The organism is Pseudomonas sp. FW305-7, from assembly GCF_058786735.1.
The window spans coordinates 49,701-67,470 of the sequence record NZ_JBYSZA010000016.1; the positions used below are offsets into that span (position 1 = coordinate 49,701).

Below are 17,770 nucleotides of genomic sequence, written 5' to 3' on the forward strand. Positions count from 1 at the left end.
CACCCCCGCACGCGGCGCATGCCGCCCCACTCAACAGGATGAGCGTTAGCTCGGCTGCAGCTCTTGATCTTGATCCACGGGCGACGTCGGAAGGCTGAGCGGAGGGATTGATCCGGGGGTAGGCGCGCAGCGCCGTTCGACGAAGTCGAACACATCGAGAGGAGGTGCAGCGAAGCAAACCGGAGGCGATGCCCCCCGGATCAATCCCGCAGCGAAGGAACCCCGAGCCCCAGCGAGCGGGCCGCACGCAGGAGCAAGCCTTTTTGGTTACTTTTTCGGCGTCTGGAAAAAGTGACCCGCCGTAAGGGCGGAACCCTAAGCCGCCATCACCAAAAAACGGATATACACACCAAACCACCACAACATGGTCGGCCCAAAGGCCGCCAAGCCCAAAGCGCGAACCCTGTCAAAACCCTGAACACACAAACAGAAACACACCCCCACCATTGAAACCACCACCAGCCTGCCCCATCTAAGACCCATACTCCATTGCGCAGGTGCCCCATGAGCGACCAGCAAGAATTCCCGGAAAACCCAGACGACTACACCGAAACCGAAGCCGAACACATCGAACACACCTCCTCCGGCAAAGGCCTCGCCCTGCCCGGCCAGAACCTGCCGGACAAGGTCTACATCATCCCGATCCACAACCGCCCGTTCTTCCCGGCCCAGGTCCTGCCGGTCATCGTCAACGAAGAACCCTGGGCCGAAACCCTCGAACTGGTCAGCAAATCCGATCACCACTCCCTGGCCCTGTTCTTCATGGACACCCCCCAGGAAGACCCGCGCCACTTCAACACCGACGCCCTGCCGCAATACGGCACCCTGGTCAAAGTCCACCACGCCAGCCGCGAAAACGGCAAACTGCAGTTCGTCGCCCAAGGCCTTAGCCGCGTACGCATCAAAACCTGGCTGAAACACCATCGCCCGCCGTACCTGGTCGAAGTCGAATACCCGCACCAGCCCACCGAGCCAACCGACGAGGTCAAGGCCTACGGCATGGCGCTGATCAACGCGATCAAGGAACTGCTGCCGCTCAACCCGCTGTACAGCGAAGAGCTGAAGAACTACCTCAACCGCTTCAGCCCCAACGACCCATCGCCGCTGACTGACTTCGCCGCCGCCCTGACCTCCGCCACCGGCCCCGAGCTGCAAGAAGTGCTCGACTGCGTGCCGATGCTCAAGCGCATGGAAAAAGTCCTGCCGATGCTGCGCAAGGAAGTCGAAGTCGCGCGTCTGCAAAAAGAGATCTCGGCGGAAGTTAACCGCAAGATCGGCGAACATCAGCGCGAGTTCTTCCTCAAGGAACAGCTGAAAGTCATCCAGCAGGAGCTTGGCCTGACCAAGGACGACCGCAGCGCCGACCTCGAACAGTTCGAACAACGCCTGGAAGGCAAAGTCCTGCCGGCGCAGGTGCAGAAGCGCCTCGAAGAAGAAATGCACAAACTGTCGATCCTTGAAACCGGTTCGCCGGAGTACGCGGTCACCCGCAATTACCTCGACTGGGCAACGTCAGTGCCATGGGGCGTGTACGGCGAGGACAAACTCGACCTCAAGCACGCGCGCAAGGTGCTCGACAAACACCACGCCGGCCTCGACGACATCAAGGACCGCATCCTCGAATTCCTCGCCGTCGGTGCCTATAAAGGTGAGATCAGCGGCTCCATCGTGTTGCTGGTCGGCCCACCGGGCGTGGGTAAAACCAGCGTCGGCAAATCCATCGCCGAGTCTCTCGGCAGGCCGTTCTACCGCTTCAGCCTCGGCGGCATGCGCGACGAAGCCGAGATCAAGGGCCACCGCCGCACCTACATCGGCGCGCAGCCGGGCAAACTGGTGCAGGCGTTGAAAGACGTCGAAGTGATGAACCCGGTGATCATGCTCGACGAGATCGACAAAATGGGCCAGAGCTACCAGGGCGACCCGGCCTCGGCGCTTCTGGAAACCCTTGATCCGGAGCAGAACGTCGAATTCCTCGATCACTACCTAGACCTGCGCATGGACCTGTCGAAAGTGCTGTTCGTCTGCACGGCCAACACCCTCGATTCGATCCCCGGCCCGTTGCTCGACCGGATGGAAGTGATTCGCCTGTCGGGCTACATCACCGAAGAAAAAGTCGCCATCGCCAAGCGTCACCTGTGGCCAAAACTGCTGGAAAAGGCTGGCGTGTCGAAAGGCAGCCTGAGCATCAGCGACAGCGCGCTCAAAGCCTTGATCGACGGTTACGCCCGTGAAGCCGGCGTGCGTCAGCTCGAAAAGCAAATGGGCAAACTGGTGCGCAAAGCGGTGATGAAGCTGATCGACGATCCGAAAGCGGTGATCAAACTCGGGCCGAAAGATCTTGAGGCCTCACTGGGTCATCCGGTGTTCCGCAACGAGCAAGTGTTGTCCGGTACCGGCGTGATTACCGGCCTGGCGTGGACCAGCATGGGCGGCGCGACCCTGCCGATCGAAGCCACGCGAATTCACACACTCAATCGCGGTTTCAAACTTACCGGGCAACTGGGTGACGTAATGAAGGAGTCGGCGGAGATCGCTTACAGCTACGTCAGCTCGCACCTGAAGTCGTTTGGCGGCGATCCGAAGTTCTTCGACGAAGCCTTCGTCCACCTGCACGTGCCGGAAGGTGCCACACCAAAAGACGGCCCAAGCGCCGGTGTGACCATGGCCAGCGCCCTGCTCTCCCTCGCCCGTAATCAGGCGCCTAAAAAAGGTGTGGCGATGACCGGCGAACTGACGCTGACCGGGCATGTACTGCCGATTGGCGGGGTGCGCGAGAAGGTGATTGCGGCAAGAAGACAGAAGATTTTCGAGCTGATTTTGCCGGAGCCGAATCGGGGTAACTTCGAGGAACTGCCGGATTATCTGAAGGAAGGCATTACCGTGCATTTCGCCAAGCGTTTTGCGGATGTGGCGAAGGTGTTGTTCTGAGCAACTAATACGAGAGTAGTTAAAATGGCCAGCGCTCTTAGCTGGCCATTTTTCGTCTCAAGAGCCTAGTCTTCGCAAATTTTCATAACCAATCAATCTAATAAACCTGTCAACTCTGACAGTTACCACTGTGAGTAGTCCAGTTCACCATTGAGGCTTATCACCTCATTGGAGCACTCGAAAGATGACCGCTAAATCTGCCGTAACAAACACCATTACTGGAAGCTTTAAAGCCAAGATTGAAAAGCAGCCTGATTTCGTAGCCACTCGTTTTACGGTATTCAAGGACGTAGAGCATTTTCATTTCTACGGCACAGAAGGTGATCCCCACCCGCTTAAAAACTATCGAGGGATTTACATAATTGTAAAAAAAGACGTGAGCGGTTTTAAACTCACCCAGTTTGGCTATCTCGACAAGGGTGAAAACCACAAATTCTATGAGGCAGAAGATGGAACATTCACCTTCAATTTCGATGAGACCAAAAGATGCTACAAAATGTCATTCCATGTTGTCGCCCAATACGTAATAGAAAAGGTCGACATTCTCGGCAGCTTCGACCTTGAGGTGAGTTAATTTCCATAACCTTGTGGGCCTGCACTTTGCCAAACGGTTTGCGGATGTGGCAAAGGTGCTCTTCTGACAATCATGTCGTGCCTGATATACCGCTATCGCTGGCAAGCCAGCTCCCACAATGTTCGTTGGTGATCACAAATCCTGTGTTCAACCGAGAAACCTGTGGGAGCTGGCTTGCCAGCGATGGCGCCCGGACTGACGACGCCAGCCCCGACCGTCACACTTTGTCTCATCTTCAGTTATGCTCGCCGTTCGTCGCCAACGCTGGAGCCGCTGACCTTATGTCCCCCACTCGCCTGTTTCTCCCCCTCGCCCTTGCCTTGCTGGCCGCTTGCGCCACGCAGCCGAAACACAACGTGACCGTGGAAAAACAAAGCGAATGCCCGGTGCGGCTCACCACGGGGCAGAACCTCATCATCATGCTGCCGAGCAACCCGACCACGGGTTATCGCTGGGCCATTCAGGACTCGGCCGGTGGCGTGTTGCGCGCGCTCAGCCCTGAGGTTTACAGCAATCCGGAAGATGCCGGCGTGGTTGGCGCTGCCGGGCTTTCGACCTGGCGCTTCCAGGCCTTCGCCCCCGGCACCGGACGTCTGCGCCTGACCTCGCAACAACCGTGGGCACCCGAGGTGTTGCCGGTGGAAACCTTTGACTGCGCGATTTCGGTGAACTGATCGTGGGTTGGCTGATTCTGGCGCTGATGGGCGCGGTGACGTTTCTCTACGGTGTAAGCACACATGCAGCGCTGCTCTGCCTGTTGGTCAAACCGCTGCCGGTGCTGGCGTTGCTCGGCTGGCTGCATGATGCGCCGCCCAGCGACTATCGGCGCTGGATCAGCCTGGGTCTGATTTTCTCTCTGCTCGGCGATGTGCTGCTGGCGTGGCCGGGGGATTTGTTCGTGTTTGGCCTGGGTGCGTTTCTGGTTGCGCATCTGGCGTATCTGAAGGCCTATCTGAGTGACTGCAAACGTCTGGCGCTGTTGCCGCTGGTGCTCGCAGTCGTGGTCGGCGCGGCGCTGTTGGGCATTCTGATTTCCAACGGGCTTGGGCCATTGCTGGTGCCAGTGATTGTCTACGGCACAGCCATAAGCGCCATGCTCTGGCGCGCCCTTGCCCGTCTTGGCACTGACGTCCCCAAGCGCTCGGCGCTGCTGGCGGCCGGCGGTGCGCTGGCGTTTGTGTTCTCGGACAGCGTGATCGGTATCGATCGTTTTGTGTCGCCGTTCCAGGCTGCGCCGTACGTCATCATCCTCAGCTACTGGCTGGGACAGTGGGGCATTGCGGCCTCGGCGTTTGATAGAAACCTAAAGCGTCACCAACCCTCATAACTGAAATCCCAAAGGTTCATTCCCAAACGGTATAAAAACCTGTCAGATCTGTCAGGTGCCAAATGAGTCTGGTGCTCCCATTATTGGATGGTGTTACCTATAGGCCATTCAAGGAAAGACCCATGAGCTATTTCAACCGCGATTTTTTTACATCTTCCGACACGAACCCTCCTCTCATCACAGTCAGTGCCAGAACATATTTGACGATCTCTAACCGAGTGGAATTCGACACTCAAGATATCCATTACGAAGCCCATCCTGATCCTGCAAACAATCTGATTGGGCTACATAGTTTCGCAAACTTTAGCCACCCTCTGGCCAGGACTCACAAATACCTCAAGCTTTACTTTGATAAAACCATTGAGTCCGGCTCCTATTCTGTTAGCGACCCAGACTTTCCATTCGATTTATTCCACTACGTTGAATTGGGCACCAAAGGCGATGGTTCCGCCGGTATCCTTTATGAACCAACCACCGGCACTGTCACAGTAGAGGTCATTGAAGTGTCTCCCGAGAAATTGCATTACCAGATCAACTACGACTTCAAGGCGTCTGGAAACTTCAATGAAGATTTGACCATTTCCGGCGAATCCACCTTTATCGTAATGTTGCGCAAGACTTATTAAAAGTTGAATGACCAGGCTCACCCGGCGAGCCTGGTCATTCAGTTTTCCTCAAACGCTTTCTCGCGTTTTATCAGACAACCCAAGCATCCCCGCGCCAGTTTGGCTAAAATGCCGGCCTTTTCCACCGACACCGCCGGACACCGCCGTGAGCAAAGAACCCGATCGCATTTTCGCCCAGCCCCTGGACAAGGTGCCTGACTTCGCCTTCAACGAAGACGTGGTGCGGGTGTTCCCGGACATGATCAAGCGCTCGGTGCCGGGTTACCCGACCATCGTCGAGAACCTTGGCGTGCTCGCGGCGCAGTTCGCCCAGCCAAACAGCGTGCTCTATGATCTCGGCTCGTCGCTGGGTGCGGTGACTCAGGCATTGCGTCGCCATGTGCGCACTGACGGCTGCCGGGTGATCGCGGTGGACAACTCGGCGGCGATGGTCGAGCGTTGCCGCGAGTACCTCAACGGTCAGGATTCGATGTTTCAGGAGTTGCTGCCGGTTGAAGTGATCGAGGGCGATATCCTCGCGCTGGACTTCAAACCCGCGTCGGTAGTGGCACTGAACTTCACGCTGCAATTCATCGCCCCGGATCAACGCACCGCGTTGCTTTCGCGCATCCGCCAATCGTTGCTGCCTGGCGGCGCCTTGATTCTCTCGGAGAAGCTGCGCTTCAACGATGCCGAAGAACATGAGTTGCTCACCGACCTGCATGTCGCGTTCAAACGCGCCAACGGTTACAGCGAACTGGAAATCGCCCAGAAGCGCAGTGCCATCGAAAACGTCATGAAGCCCGACAGCCTCGAAGAACACCGCGAACGCCTGTTGGCCGCCGGGTTCTCGAAAGTCGTGCCGTGGTTCCAGTGTCTTAACTTTGCCTCGTTGATTGCCTTGCCATGATTGATCTGTCCCCCCTCGCCCGCCGTCTGGCTGGCACCCCGCTGGCCGACTGGGCCAACACCCTGCAAGCGCAACTCGACAAGAAAATGGAGAAAGGTCACGGCGACCTGGAGCGCTGGCAAAGTGCGCTGAATGCCTTGCCGAAGATCCAGCCGAGTGAAATCGATCTGCTCAACGGCTTGAAGCTCGACACCGATTGCGACGATGCAACCCGTGCGCAAATGCGCACCGCGCTGATGGGCCTGTCGCCATGGCGCAAAGGGCCGTTCGATCTGTTTGGCGTGCACGTCGACACCGAATGGCGTTCGGACTGGAAATGGTCGCGGGTTGCACCGCATCTGAATCTGCAGGGCAAACGCATCCTCGATGTCGGTTGCGGCAACGGCTACTACATGTGGCGCATGCTCGGTGCCGGCGCGGACAGTGTGATCGGTGTCGATCCGAACTGGCTGTTCTTCTGCCAGTTCCAGGCGGTGCAGCGTTATCTGTCCGAGCCGAACGCCTGGCATCTGCCGTTCCCGTTCGAAGACCTGCCGCCGAACCTCGAAGGTTTCGACACGGTGTTTTCCATGGGCGTGTTCTATCACCGTCGCTCGCCGATCGAGCATTTATTGGCGCTGAAGGATTGCCTGGTCAAGGGTGGCGAACTGGTGCTGGAAACGCTGGTGGTCGAGGGCGACAAGCATCAAGTGCTGGTGCCGGAAGATCGTTATGCGCAGATGCGTAACGTGTGGTTCCTGCCGTCAGTGCCGGCGCTGGAGTTGTGGCTGCGGCGAGCAGGTTTCACCGATATTCGTTGCGTCGATGTCAGCACAACGACGGTCGAGGAACAACGTGGTACCGAGTGGATGAAGTATCAGTCGCTGAGCGACTTCCTTGATCCGGAAGATCACAGCAAGACGATTGAAGGACTGCCGGCGCCGATGCGGGCGGTGATTGTCGCGAAGAAGTAATTTTTACAACCACCAAACAAACCTGTGGGAGCTGGCTTGCCAGCGATGGCGTCGGCACATCAAACATTGATGTTGGCTGAACCAATGCTATCGCTGGCAAGCCAGCTCCCACAGGGTTTTGTGTTGTCTTTTAGATAGCTGGTTTAGCGCGACGAGCGCGGAAGAACTCGGTCAACACCGCCCCGCACTCCTCCGCCAACACCCCGCCCTCATACAACACCCGATGATTCAAAAAGCCCTGGGTAAAAAACTGTCCCTGGCTCTGCACGATCCCGGCCTTCGGTTCCAGCGCGCCATACACCACCCGCGCCACCCGCGAATGCACGATCAAACCGGCGCACATGCTGCACGGTTCCAGCGTCACATACAGCGTGCTGCCCGGCAGGCGATAGTTGTTCACGGCTTGCGCGGCGGCGCGGATCGCGACCATTTCCGCGTGGGCGCTAGGGTCGCTGGCGCTGATCGGGCAATTGAAGCCGCGACCGATGATCTCGCCAGCCTGCACCAGCACCGCGCCCACTGGCACTTCGCCGAGGGCCGCACCTTGCGCCGCGAGGGCCAGGGCTTCGCGCATGAAATCTCGATCACGGCTGCGGTCGATGATCGCCGCGGGGCGAATCTGGCGCATCACTTCACCTCGATGGCGGCCATCAGGCCGGTTTCCATGTGATCAATCACATGACAGTGGAACATCCACACCCCCGGGTTATCCGCCACCAGCGCCACTTGTGCGCGCTCGTTCTTGCCCAGCAGATAGGTGTCGGTGAAGTACGGAATGATCTTGTGCCGGTTCGACGCAATCACCTTGAAGCTCATGCCATGCAGGTGGATCGGGTGCTGATACTGGGTCATGTTTTTCAGTTCGAAAATATAGCTCTGACCCAGTTTCAGGCTGGCAATCGGCCGGTCGGCACAAGTCTTGTCGGTGATGTCCCAGGCCTTGCCGTTGATCTGCCACAGACTTGGCGGCTTGCCGTTGTCGACGTTGACCGACACCGAACCGACCCATTCGAAATTGAAGTTGAGTTTCTCGGCATTGGCCAGGTCCGGCTCGGCCACCGGATTGGCGGGCAGCGCTTTCGGCCAGTCCGTCGGCGCATCGGTGTTGGCCACCGAACGCAAGGTACCCAGTCGGACCGGGCCGTTGCGCAGCGAGAGTTCTTCACCCTCGGCCGGCGCCTTGATCGCCAGACAAATGCGCATGCCCGGGCCGAGCCAATATTCCTTGCCCAGCGGGCGAGGTTCGACCGGGTTGCCATCCAGCGCGTAGATCTTTGCCTCAACACCAGGAATGTTGATGCGATACGTCAGGGTGTTATCGAGATTGAGCAAGCGCACGCGGGTGATCTGCCCGGCCGGCAATTCGATCACTGGCAACGGTACGCCGTTGATGGTCGACAGACGCCCCGCCGTGCCGCCACGCGCAGCTTCACGCGGAATGCTGAATTCGACGAAGTTGCCTTCGTCATCGATGTGCCAGTTTTTCAGGCTCAGGGTCTTTTCATACTTGAAACCGGTCGGCTCGCGCTCTTCGATGATCAGCGGCCCGACCAGTCCGCGACCGAGTTCTTCGCTGCTGCTGACGTGCGGGTGATACCAGTAGCTGCCGGCGTCCGGCACGCGGAATTTGTAGTCGAAGTATTCGCCCGGCAGCACTGGCAGTTGCGAGACGTACGGCACGCCGTCCATTTCCAGCGGCAGGCGAATGCCGTGCCAGTGGATGGTGGTCGCCACCGGCAGATGGTTGATGAACCGCACCCGCAGCCATTCACCCTGACGCACACGCAATTCGGTACCCGGCGCCGACGGGCCGAACGCCCACGCCTCGGTCTTGTGCCCGGGCACCAGTTCCACGTCCAGTGGCGCGGCGATCAGCTCGTAGTCGTGACCCGCCTCGGCGTCGGCCATCTTGCCCAGCCAGTAACGCGACGCGCCCCCCGCTCCAACGCCAACGACAACAAGACCGGCCAGGCCACCGAGGATTTGGCGACGGGTAAAGGACATGAACTCAACTACCTCACGTATCAGCGACAGACCCTGAAGGCCCGTAAAAGGCGAATACGATACACCTGCGGTTGAGAAACAGTAAGGGTGACCTGAGGCCGCACATCCCCTCCGCGCTCAGCTTTGCAGGCCGGTAATCAGGTGCACCACCCCGCCCTCCAGGGGCATGACGCCCGCGACACCGGCCTCGCTGAGCGCCTGGCGATCCATCAGCGACACATCGCCCAACGCCACGCGCACGCGGGTCAACGCGACCGGTTGCTGCGATTTGAGGTTATCCGCACCACCCAGCGCGGCGACGATCTCGGCACTCAATCCATCGGCAGGCTCGGCCTGCGCGGGCGGTGCATCCACCACCAGATCCGGGGTCAGGGCTTTCCAGAATGCCTGCTGCAATTTATCGAACATGTTCAGTTCTCCAGAGCCGGTAAGGTATCGACGGTCGCTTCTTGATACAGGCGCAGCGCCTCACGCACTTCTTCAGCGCTTTCCAGGCCCTGCACCTGCTCGGCAATGGCCTTGCAGTCGAGCAGATCCACCTCGCGTACCGCCGCTTTGATCGCCGGAATCTGCGGCACACTCACCGACAACTCGTCCACGCCCAGCCCCAGCAACAGCGGCACCGCCAGACGTTCGGAGGCCATCGCCCCACACACACCGACCCATTTGCCATGGGCGTGCGCGGCGTTCACGGTCAGCGCAATCAGGCGCAGTACCGATGGATGAAAGCTGTCCGCCTGACTGGCCAGACGCGGATGATCGCGATCCATGGCCAGGGTGTATTGGGTCAGATCGTTGGTGCCGATCGAGAAGAAGTCCACGTGCGGGGCAAACACGTCGGCCATCAATGCCGCCGCCGGCACTTCGATCATGATCCCCAGTTTCGGCAGTTGACCCAGATTCAGCGCCAGCGCTTCCTCCTCCAGCATCTGTCGGGCCAGACGCAATTCCGCCAGTTGAGTGACCATCGGCAACATGATGTGCAGACGCGTCAGGCCGACACTGCCGAGGATCGCGCGGAACTGCTCACGCAACAGGTCCGGGCGCGCCAGACACAGGCGAATTCCGCGCAGCCCGAGGAACGGATTGGTTTCGCTGTCCATCGGCACGTAAGCCAGCGGTTTGTCGCCACCGACATCCAGCGTACGCACCACCAGATTGTGCGACGGCCCCACCGCCCGGGCGATGGCGCTGTAGGTCGACACCTGTTCATCACGGGTGGGCGCATGATTGCGATCCAGATAAAGAAACTCCGAACGCAAAAGCCCCACGCCTGTGCTGCCCACGGCCATCGCCCGTTCGGTTTCGCTCAGCGAGGCAACGTTGGCCGTGACTTCGATGTGATGCCCGTCGCGGGTGCAGGCTGCTTGCGTCGCCTGCGCCTGCTCGTGATGATGGCGCTGGCGTTGCTGCTCGTGCCTGGCTTGCCACTGGCTGATCGCCTCCGGATCCGGATGCAAGTGCAACTCGCCCCGGTCGGCGTCGAGCAATACCTGGGCGCCATTGGCCAGCGCGAGCATTTGCCCAGGCATCCCGCAGATCGCCGGCAAACCACAGGCTCGGGCCAGAATCGCAACGTGACTGGTCGCCCCGCCACCGACCGTGGCGAAACCCAGCACTTTTTCGGTGTCGAGCCCGGCGGTCTGCGACGGCGTCAGTTGATCGGCGATCAGAATCGTCCCGGCGTGCAGTTCCAGCGCCCGCTCGCGAACCCCGAGGATCAGTTTCAGCACACGTACGCCCACGTCAGCCAGATCCGCCGCCCTCTCGGCCAGCAACGCACTGCCCAGTTGCTGGAACAGTGTCGCTGTCGACTCGGTAGCCGCACGCCAGGCAAACGCCGCGCTTTTACCCTCAACGATCAACGCCTGAGCCTGATCCAGCAGACTCGGATCTTCGAGCAGTTCCTGATGCGCCTTGAAAATTTCCGCCTGAGCTTCACTGATGGCGATGTCGCGCAGATGCTGCAAGGCCATATCGGCCTCGATCAACGCGTTAGCCAGAGTTTCGCGTTCGATGTGTGCGCCAGCGCCGAACTCTTTCACCTCGAGCGTCGGCTCAGTGATCTGCACCGCCGTCCCCAATACCGAACCGGGTGACGCACAGACCCCACGCAAAACCGTCAGGGCCTCTGCCTCGGCGCGCTCGACTGGCGCCACAGCAACCACTGCCGTCAGCGCTTCGCCGCAGCCTTCGGCCAATAATCGGGTGAGCGTATTGACCGCGTCTTCAGCATCGTCGCCCAGCGCACTGACCTGCACGCTGTCACCGAAAGCGGTCTGCAACGCCATGATCGCCACCAATGACTTGGCGTTGGCTTCAGATTGCTGTTTGTGCAGATAAATCTTTGCTGAAAAAGCCTTGGCCGCTTGCGCGAACACCGCCGCCGGACGCGCATGCAGGCCATTCGGGTTAGGCAGTTTCAGCGATTGCGAAAACAGCCTTTGGCCCTCTGCAATCAAAGGTTCCTCGCTGCTCGCCGTGGCGCTGGCGAGACTCAGCAGTGCCTGGCCGGTTTCGACCAGACCGCTTGGCGAGACGCACCAACTGAATGACTCACCGCTGACCACCAGCATCAGGGTCATCAGGCTGCGGGCGTGCAGGGCGACGTAATCGGCATCGAACTCGATCAGCGCCTGCCCGACTTCAACCCGCTGGCCTTCCTCGACCTGCCGGGTGAATCCCTGCCCCCCCAGGTTCACCGTATCAAGACCGATGTGCATCAATACCTGAACGCCCGTGTCGGCGGTGATACTGATCGCATGCCCACTGGCCTGCACGTTGCTGACCACCCCGGCCAGCGGCGCGCACAGCGTTGACGAAGTAGGGTCGATGCACAGACCGTCGCCGATCACGCGCCTGGAAAACACCGGATCAGGCACTTGATCCAGTGATATCAGCACGCCGGACAGAGGCGCCAGCAGTTGCAATTGTTGGGATGTGGCCATGACGTCACCTGCGGTTTTGTTCTCTGAAGTGCCCGTGGAGCGCGACGCCCCACCAGCATCGCTTATTTCCACCAGTATTCGACCTGCAATCCGACGTTCGCACCGTGGCGCGCAGTGCCGAAGGCGCCGGTATCAGACAGTGCCGAGCCTTTGGCCAGTTCGTTGGCCGCACGCTTGGCCGCCTCGTTCCAGGTGGCATAGGTGTAATACAGCCGCACCTCGGGGCGCGCCCAGAATTCCGGGCCCTTGGGTGACCAGGTCGGGGCGAAAGTGAACTTGCTCAGCTTGCGCGTCCCTCCCGGGGCTTCGACTTGATCGTGGCCCAGTTCGGTGACCAGTTTGAACTGCTCGGTGAGCGCATAGGTCGGGCGCACACCCAGGGAAATCCAGTTCTGGTCAGCCCCGTCCGGGCGAATGTCCTTCTGATACACCGCCTCGACTTGCCCGCCGAAACGCGGCGTCACCTGCCAGTCGAAAAACTCCACGATCCGGTAACTCTTGTTGCTGTCGTCGAGTTTGACGTTACCGGTGTAGCCCAGCCCGGTGCCCGGCCCTTCGCCGTATTGCAGGGCCAGTTTGTTCTTGCCGCCAAGAAAATCCCTTTGCACATGTTGCGTGGTGATCGCCCAGCCACGGTGAGCATCGCGGCTGTCGGGCTTATCGATGTAGCTGAGGCCGAACTCAAGTTCACCACCGGGGTTGGTATTGAAACCGGCGACGTTGAAGTCGTGCCGGTTGATGTAATCCTTCTGGTAGAGGTTGTCTTTGCGCGAGAACGCGTAGCTGTATTTCAGATCACCGATCAGCACGTCCTCGATCCCGCCACCGGTGGCGCTCTGGTTCCAGTAGTAGAAATCGGAAATATGGATGTCGTTACGTTTGTAGTAACGGCGGCCGGCCCAGAGTGAGCCGCCATTGAGCGCGGGCATCGCCGACCACTGGGCGTAGGCCTGCGGCAGGCGAATCGAACCGTTGTCTTCGTTGAACGTCGGGCGGCGGTTATAGCGGTTGTACAGCGAGGCCATGCCGTCGACGCTGAGTACCGAGCCGTCGTCAAGGGTGTACAGATCCTGGCGCAGTTCAAGCTCGCCGTACTGCTCGCACTCGTTGCCCAAGCGATATTTGGTTTGCGCCCCTGGCAACTGGAAACACGACTGGCCACCGCCCTTGAGCGAATTGCCAACGCCACTGCGCAAGTAGCCACCGAACTCCAGCCCGTGCGACGACTGTGGTAACGCGAGGCATATACCTGCTACTGCAAGGCTGCGATTTATTGTTGTTTTCATAAGCCACCCCATTATTTTTATTGTGTGTTTGCATGAATTCGGCGCAAAACTCCCCCGCGCAGGGCTCTGCGTGTTTTTTGAAACGCTGGTTTTCCTGTTAGGAATCAGGGATCGATCAGGTGCAGCACGAACGACTCATAAGGTCGCAAACTCACCTGTCGATTGCGTCGCGGACAGTCCGGGTAATTGCTGATCAGCAAGCGCTGGTTCAATGCCTCGTCGATCTCCATGGGCAGTTCGACTTCGCACGGGGTGCCGTAGAAATTGTTCACCACCAGCAGGCGCTCGCCCGTGCCTTCGCGCAGGTAAGCCCAGACTTGCTTGTGCTCCGGCAGCAGTTGCCGATAAACGCCGTCTGACATCAACGTCTCGGTGCGCCGCAAAGCGATCAGCCGACGGTAGTGATTCAGTACCGATGCGGGATCGTCGAGCTGGTTATCGACGTTGATCTGAGCGGCATTCGCCGGCACCCCGATCCACGGTTCAACGCTGCTGAAGCCGGCGTTCGCTTCAGCGTTCCACTGCATCGGCGTGCGTCCGTTGTCGCGGGACTTCTGCATGATCGCCGCCATGTTGTCGGCGTCGCAGATACCCGCTTCGCGCTTGAGGCGGAAGATGTTCAGGGTTTCGACATCGCGGTACTGATCGATGTGTTCAAACCCCGGATTGGTCATCCCCAGCTCTTCGCCCTGATACACGAACGGTGTGCCCTGTAAAAAGTGCAGGGCAGTGCCGAGCATCTTCGCCGAGAGTTCCCGATATTCGCCGTCATGGCCAAAACGCGAGACCACCCGCGGCTGATCGTGGTTACACCAGAACAGCGCATTCCAGCCACCTCCGGCCTGCATGCCGGTCTGCCAGTCGGAGAGAATCCGCTTGAGCTGGAGGAAATCGAAATCGGCGCGTACCCACTTTTGCAGGTTCGGATAATCGACTTTCAGGTGATGAAAGTTGAAGGTCATCGACAGCTCTTGCGACTGCGGATTCGAGTAGCGAATGCAGTGTTCGAGGCTAGTGGATGACATTTCGCCGACGTTGATCAGGTTATGCCCGGCGAAGACTTCGCGGTGCATCTGCTGCAAGTACTCATGGACGTTCGGACCATCGGTGTAAAAGCGTCGACCGTCACTGCTGTCCTCGGGAAAGTCTGCAGGCTTGGAGATCAGATTGATCACATCGAGACGGAAACCGCCCACACCCTTGTCACGCCAGAAGCGCATCATCTTGAACACTTCGGCGCGCACCTTGGGGTTGTCCCAATTCAGATCGGCCTGGGTGTGGTCAAACAGGTGCAGGTAATATTGCCCGGTCTGGGCTTCATACTCCCAGGCCGAGCCGCCGAACTTGGATTCCCAGTTGTTCGGCTGATCGCGCCAGATATAGAAGTCGCGATATGGATTGTCGAGACTGCTGCGCGCCTGCTGGAACCAGACGTGTTCGATCGAAGTGTGGTTGACCACGATGTCGAGCATCAGCTTGATCCCGCGCTTGCCGGCTTCGGCGATCAGCAATTCGCAGTCGGCCATGCTGCCGTAACTCGGGTCGATCGCGTAGTAATCGCTGATGTCGTAGCCGTTGTCACGTTGCGGTGAACGCAGGAACGGCGTGATCCACAGGCAATCGACACCCAGCCATTGCAGATAGTCGAGTTTGGCTACGACCCCGAGCAGATCACCGGTCGGGTTGCCGGCATGGCTGTGAAAACTCTTCGGGTAGATCTGGTAGATCACCGAACGCTGCCAGTCTTGCATGGCGCATCTCCCTCTTGAATATGTAGCCCTTTGCAGGTCTGGAATCAGGCAACCCGGTAGCCGGGACGGACAATCTTCATGCTCAGCGCACAGGTCAGAACAAACGGCACAACCATGGCAATCAGCATTCCGATCACGAACATCGGAATGAACTGCGGAATGATCGAGATGAAACCGGGCAGGCCGCCGACGCCGATCGCCGACGCCTGGATCTTGTTCATCGACAGGAAGATGCAGCCCAGTGCCGAACCGGTCAGCGCGGCATAGAACGGAAATTTGTAGCGCAGGTTGACCCCGAACATCGCAGGCTCGGTGATACCGAAATACGCGGAAATCGCCGAAGTCGACGCCATGCTTTTGTCCCGCGCATTGCGCGTCATGTAGAACACTGCCAGCGCTGCACTGCCCTGGGCGAGGTTGGACATGACAATCATCGGCCAGATGAATGTGCCGCCCTGGGTCGAGATCAACTGCAGGTCGACCGCGAGAAACATGTGATGCATGCCGGTGATCACCAGCGGTGCATAGAGCAGTCCGAAAATCGCCCCGCCGACCATCGGCGCCAGATCAAACAGCATGACCACCCCTTCGGTGATCAGGATGCCGACATGACGGGTCACCGGGCCGATCACCGCCAGTGCCAGCACACCCGTGACAACGATGGTGGTGATCGGCACCACCAGCAATTGCACCGCATTGGGCACACGCGCCCGCAGCCATTTCTCGATGACGCTCATCACGTACGCGGCCAGCAATATCGGCAGGATCTGCCCCTGATAACCGACTTTCTCCACCTGAAACAGGCCGAGGATGTCGAAGTACGGCATGTGTTGCCCGTCCAGCCCGGCCACGGCCTTGCCGTAGTTCCAGGCGTTGAGCAGATCCGGGTGAACCAGCATCAGGCCGAGCACGATGCCGAGGATTTCGCTGCCGCCAAAACGCTTGGCCGCCGACCAGCCCACCAGTGCCGGCAGAAACACAAAGGAGGTGTTGGCCATCAGATTGATCAGGCTCCAGAGCCCGTCGAGTTTCGGGTAGGCGTCCAGCAGGGTCTGGCCCTCGATGAACATGCCCTTGGCACCGAGCAGATTGTTGATGCCCATCAGCAGGCCGGCAATGATCAGCGCCGGCAGGATGGGCATGAACACATCGGAAAACACCCGCACCAGGCGCTGCATGGCGTTGATCTTTTCGGCGCTTTTCTGTTTGACGTCGGCGATGGTCGACGCGGCGAGACCGGTCTGGCGACGCAGTTCGGCGTAGACCTTTTCCACCTCGCCCGGACCGATCACTACCTGATACAGACCGCCGGTGAAGAACGAGCCTTTGACCAGATCGATCTGGTTGAGCGTGGCGCTGTCGACCAGGCCGGGATTCTTCAGGGCCAGGCGCAATCGCGTGACGCAATGGGCGGCCTGTTCGAGATTTTCACTGCCGCCGAGGCTTTGCAGCAGCTCGCTGGCGATCTTCGGATAGTCGTGGCTCATGCTTGTTCTTCCACTGTGGATTGTTGTTATTGGCAGCACGCCGAAGCGAAAAATACTCGTACAGACGAGTTAATGCAATAACTCGTCTGTACGAGTTTGTTTTTGCCTATTGCCGCCAGACCGTCAGCGAATTTTCCTACCCGAACCTAAGGCGATTTCCATCCACCACATGGACAAAGCCCTACCCTGCCCTTAAGGTTCGAGGCTTTGAGCACAGCCGGCACAGAGCCTATCCATGAGCAAATACAACCAGATCTATAGCGATCTGCTGGCCAGTATCACCACTGAACGCCTCGAACGCGGCGCGCGACTGCCGTCCGAAACCGAACTGATGGACAGCTATCAAGCCAGCCGGGGCACCGTGCGCAAGGCGATCGAGCTACTTCAGGAGCGTGGTTTTGCGCAGAAGATTCATGGCAAAGGCACGTTCGTTCTTTCGACCAACCCGATCGAATTCCAGCTCGGCGGCATCGTCAGTTTTCAGGAAACCTATCCACGGCTGGGCAATGACGTCAGCACCGAAGTCGTCGAGTTGGCCCAGATCCCGCTCGAAGGCGCCCTGCTCGAACACATCGATGCCGAGCCCGGTAGCCTGATTACCCGCGTCAAGCGCGTGCGACGAATCGACGGCAAACGGGTGATTCTCGACATCAACCACTTCGTCACCGAGGTGATTCCCGACCTGTCTCGCGACATCGCCGAGCAGTCGATCTACGCCTACATCGAACAAACCCTGCTGCTGCAGATCGCCTATGCCCAACGCACCATCGAAGCCGTGCCACGCAGCAAGGATGACCTGCTGCACCTGGACCTCGACGGGCAGAGCCATGTGATCGTGGTCAGCAACCAGACGTTTCTGCAGGACGGCCGGCAGTTCGAGTACACCGAGTCGCGCCACACCCTCGACAAGTTCTACTTCTCCGACGTAGCCCGGCGCTGACCCCGGCACGTTTCGACCGCCGATGTGCGGTATCCATGTAGTGCACTCTCCCGGGGC

15 protein-coding genes are annotated in these 17,770 nt (G+C 59.2%); 8 read left to right on the forward strand and 7 right to left on the reverse strand.

Annotation, left to right across the window (positions count from 1 at the left end):
* Window positions 1-504 precede the first annotated feature (504 nt).
* From lon to cmoB, 7 genes are all read left to right on the forward strand, one after another.
* Window positions 505-2,928 carry an endopeptidase La gene (gene lon / locus AC3WMT_RS18920; protein ID WP_103304572.1) on the forward strand — a complete coding sequence of 808 codons (2,424 nt, stop codon included), beginning with the start codon at window positions 505-507 and terminating at the stop codon, window positions 2,926-2,928.
* Between the two features lie 184 nt (window positions 2,929-3,112).
* Complete coding sequence (locus AC3WMT_RS18925) at window positions 3,113-3,502, forward strand: hypothetical protein (protein ID WP_103304571.1); 390 nt, start codon at window positions 3,113-3,115, stop codon at window positions 3,500-3,502.
* A gap of 281 nt (window positions 3,503-3,783) precedes the next feature.
* Complete coding sequence (locus tag AC3WMT_RS18930; RefSeq protein ID WP_103304570.1) at window positions 3,784-4,176, forward strand: protease inhibitor I42 family protein; 393 nt, start codon at window positions 3,784-3,786, stop codon at window positions 4,174-4,176.
* Window positions 4,177-4,178: 2 nt separating this feature from the next.
* Window positions 4,179-4,829: a lysoplasmalogenase gene (locus tag AC3WMT_RS18935; RefSeq protein WP_177431406.1), complete on the forward strand. Its 651-nt coding sequence runs from the start codon at window positions 4,179-4,181 to the stop codon at window positions 4,827-4,829.
* A gap of 122 nt (window positions 4,830-4,951) precedes the next feature.
* The gene (locus tag AC3WMT_RS18940; protein WP_103304568.1) at window positions 4,952-5,455 is read left to right on the forward strand and encodes a hypothetical protein; all 504 of its coding nucleotides are present in this window, start codon (window positions 4,952-4,954) and stop codon (window positions 5,453-5,455) included.
* A 145-nt stretch (window positions 5,456-5,600) separates the two neighbouring features.
* The gene (gene cmoA / locus AC3WMT_RS18945; RefSeq protein WP_103304567.1) at window positions 5,601-6,344 is read left to right on the forward strand and encodes a carboxy-S-adenosyl-L-methionine synthase CmoA; all 744 of its coding nucleotides are present in this window, start codon (window positions 5,601-5,603) and stop codon (window positions 6,342-6,344) included.
* Entirely contained in the window at window positions 6,341-7,297 is a 957-nt protein-coding gene (cmoB, locus tag AC3WMT_RS18950; protein ID WP_103304566.1) for a tRNA 5-methoxyuridine(34)/uridine 5-oxyacetic acid(34) synthase CmoB, read from the forward strand. The genes cmoA and cmoB overlap by 4 nt, the downstream gene beginning before the upstream one ends.
* Window positions 7,298-7,427: 130 nt before the next feature.
* On the opposite strand, the gene tadA is transcribed toward cmoB, so the two are convergent.
* From tadA to treP, 7 genes are all read right to left on the reverse strand, one after another.
* Window positions 7,428-7,925, reverse strand: coding sequence for a tRNA adenosine(34) deaminase TadA (gene tadA, locus AC3WMT_RS18955; protein WP_103304565.1), 498 nt, complete (start codon window positions 7,923-7,925; stop codon window positions 7,428-7,430).
* Window positions 7,925-9,301 carry a multicopper oxidase family protein gene (locus AC3WMT_RS18960; protein ID WP_103304564.1) on the reverse strand — a complete coding sequence of 459 codons (1,377 nt, stop codon included), beginning with the start codon at window positions 9,299-9,301 and terminating at the stop codon, window positions 7,925-7,927. Before AC3WMT_RS18960 ends, tadA begins: the two co-directional genes overlap by 1 nt.
* Before the next feature lie 117 nt (window positions 9,302-9,418).
* Entirely contained in the window at window positions 9,419-9,709 is a 291-nt protein-coding gene (locus tag AC3WMT_RS18965) for a PTS sugar transporter subunit IIB (RefSeq protein ID WP_103304563.1), read from the reverse strand.
* A gap of 2 nt (window positions 9,710-9,711) precedes the next feature.
* Window positions 9,712-12,249: a phosphoenolpyruvate--protein phosphotransferase gene (ptsP, locus tag AC3WMT_RS18970; protein ID WP_103304562.1), complete on the reverse strand. Its 2,538-nt coding sequence runs from the start codon at window positions 12,247-12,249 to the stop codon at window positions 9,712-9,714.
* 62 nt (window positions 12,250-12,311) lie between these two features.
* Window positions 12,312-13,535, reverse strand: a complete 1,224-nt coding sequence (locus tag AC3WMT_RS18975; protein WP_103304561.1) for a maltoporin — start codon at window positions 13,533-13,535, stop codon at window positions 12,312-12,314.
* Window positions 13,536-13,639: 104 nt separating this feature from the next.
* Window positions 13,640-15,286, reverse strand: a complete 1,647-nt coding sequence (treC, locus tag AC3WMT_RS18980; RefSeq protein WP_103304560.1) for an alpha,alpha-phosphotrehalase — start codon at window positions 15,284-15,286, stop codon at window positions 13,640-13,642.
* 44 nt (window positions 15,287-15,330) lie between these two features.
* Window positions 15,331-16,773, reverse strand: coding sequence for a PTS system trehalose-specific EIIBC component (gene treP, locus AC3WMT_RS18985; RefSeq protein ID WP_103304559.1), 1,443 nt, complete (start codon window positions 16,771-16,773; stop codon window positions 15,331-15,333).
* A gap of 235 nt (window positions 16,774-17,008) precedes the next feature.
* Here treP and treR point away from each other — a divergent pair, with 235 nt between their 5' ends.
* Window positions 17,009-17,713, forward strand: coding sequence for a trehalose operon repressor (gene treR, locus AC3WMT_RS18990; RefSeq protein ID WP_103304558.1), 705 nt, complete (start codon window positions 17,009-17,011; stop codon window positions 17,711-17,713).
* Window positions 17,714-17,770: the final 57 nt, after the last annotated feature.